The following is a 2454-nucleotide window of genomic DNA, read 5'->3' on the forward strand; positions in this document are numbered from 1 at the left end:
CTCGGGGTTGGGGGAACTTTCGGTAAGTTCCGGAAATATCCGGGCAGAAAGATCAGGCCTGGGCGACAAAACCAACCTGAATGCCAATTCAGGCAGTATCCGCATCCAGACCGATTCTGATCTCGACCAATACAATTATGATCTCAGCGCCAACAGTGGTTCGGTAAAGGTAGGAGGCAATTCCTCAGGTAAAAAGCTCAACATCAGCAACAATGCCTCCCATACGATCCGGGGTAAGGTGAGCAGTGGGAGTATCAGGATAGAGAATTAGGGGAGTTTGGAAGTTGGAAGTCGGATGACGGATGCCGGATGACCGGTGTTGATACGTCATTCAGAACGAGCTTTGGTGAATCCTAAATTGACCACAATGCCTACAGCGAAGTGAAATCCTGCCCCGTAGAATTTAGGGGAATCTCTTAGGATAGGAAAAATAAATAGTCTGGTGCCAATGTCAGTGTCCTCACTGACATTTCCTAACAAGTATAAGCTAATTCCAATCTTTGGGTTCTTTGCCGACTCTGACCATGGTATAGGCAAATCAGGAAATGCGGTAATTAATCTTAAACTCGTTTAGAAATTCTTCGGTAATCGGTTTTTCCTTCATGGTCACTATGTTTTTATCCCGGTTTGCTTTAGCCAAGTCCTGTTCGTCAATCGATGAAGAAATAATGAATACCCTGCAATGTTTTTTTAGAGCAGTTGACAATTTATCATATTCTGCCATAAATTCGAATCCGGACATCCCAGGCATGTAGATATCCACAAAAATCACAGCGGGTAACCTCGGGATGTCTTCCTGATTTTCCTTCAGGTAGTTTAATGCCTCAATGGCGGAGGAATACTGCAACACATTTTTCCCGAAACTGTTTTTAGTGATCATCCGCGATACAATATAGAGATCTATTTGATTATCGTCAATGATCATGACATTTTCAAAATTTACGGGGAGTCCGTCATTCATGGTATTAAATTTTTGAGCTTAATGTTAAAGGTAGTTCCTTCTCCTTTTTCAGATTGAATTTCAATGGTTCCCTGCATTTTCTCAAGTGTATCTTTTACAATATAAAGCCCTAAACCGGTTCCCTCCGTATTGCCAGGCAGGCGATAAAACATGTCAAATAATTTATCGTGAAATTTAGGATCTATGCCAATTCCATTATCGGAGATGCTGAGCTTTAATTCTTTGTTATCTGTTGTACCGGTCAGTTTTAAATATCTTCCGGAAACCTCTTCTGTATGGTATTTAATGGCATTGGAAATAAGATTTTCCAATATGGTATTAAAACGTTGCAAATCTGAATAAAATGGCTCCTGCTCATCAATATCAATCTGAAAGGAAATTCCCCTGGCTCCTTTCATGTGACGTACCGAGTCTACAATTTCATTTATGGTTTTTTTAATGGGTATTTTTTGGTTTTCCAGTCCGGTGCGGTTATTTTGGGAATAACTGAGGATATTTCTGATGAATCCATCAAGTCGGTTTATGCTGGTGCGGATCATTTTTACCTGTTCCAGCGTGTCAGGTTCCCTGCTTTCTTCTTCAATAATAGCAATAAGGCCTAGAATTGAGGTGAGTGGGGAACGTAAATCATGAGAAACGCTATAGACAAAGCGGTCCAGTTCCATATTTGTTTTAACCAATTCCTTATTTGAAAGGCTTAATTCTGCAGTCCGGTATTCTTTTTCTTTGAATTGAAAGTCAAGTTCCTGGTTTTGTTTTTTTAGTTTTTCATTTGCTTTTTTGCGTTCTGTGATATCGATCAGCACATTAACAGCCCCGGTTACACGACCGGTTGAATCCATAAAAGGTACCGGGTATGGCAGCACATTTATCATATCACCATTGGGACGCTCTACAATTATTTCCTGATCTGTAATTTTACGACCTTCCTTTAGGGCTATAGCCATTGGGCATAAATCAAGAGGTAGAGGTTTGCCATTTTCATTATAAACTTTCCAGGATCCGCACCACTTGTCTATTCCTATTTCCGGTTCTCTTCCCCATAATGCTGCTGCCGCTTTGTTATATAATAATATGTTTCCTTCAGTATCACAGGAATAGGTTGCAATCGGTAAATTTTGAATGAGTTCCTTATAGCGATTTTCGCTTTCCTCAGCTTTTTTGCGTGCCAGTACCAGTTCAGTCACATCTGAGGCAAAGAAAAGGATACCATCAATGATTCCTTCATTATTTCTATTCGCCTGATAAATAAAGTTTAGATATCGGTCAACGAGTTCTCCGTTACCATGGTGATCAAATTTTACCAGCATCTCATTAGCCGAAAAGGTTTCCCCGGTTTCATAGACAGTGTCTAAAAATTGGAAGATTCCCTGTGCTTCAAGCTCCGGCAATACTTCTTTTACGGTTTTGCCGATAACATCTTTAACACCTATGAGCTCCAAATAAAGCGGATTTGCCAATTCATACACATAATCCGGACCCTTTATTATTCC

At 40.3% G+C, this 2454-nt stretch carries 3 protein-coding genes; 1 reads left to right on the forward strand and 2 read right to left on the reverse strand.

Annotated elements, in window-relative coordinates; genetic code table 11:
* Window positions 1-271: DUF4097 family beta strand repeat-containing protein (locus ACEW8O_RS04835; RefSeq protein WP_373493490.1), on the forward strand; the 271-nt coding region annotated here is incomplete at its 5' end.
* A 267-nt stretch (window positions 272-538) separates the two neighbouring features.
* Here the strand turns inward: ACEW8O_RS04835 and ACEW8O_RS04840 are convergent.
* Window positions 539-961: a response regulator gene (locus tag ACEW8O_RS04840; RefSeq protein WP_373493491.1), complete on the reverse strand. Its 423-nt coding sequence runs from the start codon at window positions 959-961 to the stop codon at window positions 539-541.
* On the reverse strand, window positions 958-2454 hold a 1497-nt coding region (locus ACEW8O_RS04845; protein ID WP_373493492.1), incomplete at its 5' end, for an ATP-binding protein. The genes ACEW8O_RS04845 and ACEW8O_RS04840, both read right to left, overlap by 4 nt.

Source organism: Aquiflexum sp., assembly GCF_041749095.1.
In the GTDB taxonomy this organism is placed as follows: Bacteria; Bacteroidota; Bacteroidia; order Cytophagales; family Cyclobacteriaceae; genus Aquiflexum.

What these genes read in the sequence shown, in the direction of transcription:
- ACEW8O_RS04840 (WP_373493491.1), bottom strand. Translation starts at nt 961, where the DNA reads ATGAATGACGGACTCCCCGTAAATTTTGAAAATGTCATGATCATTGAC.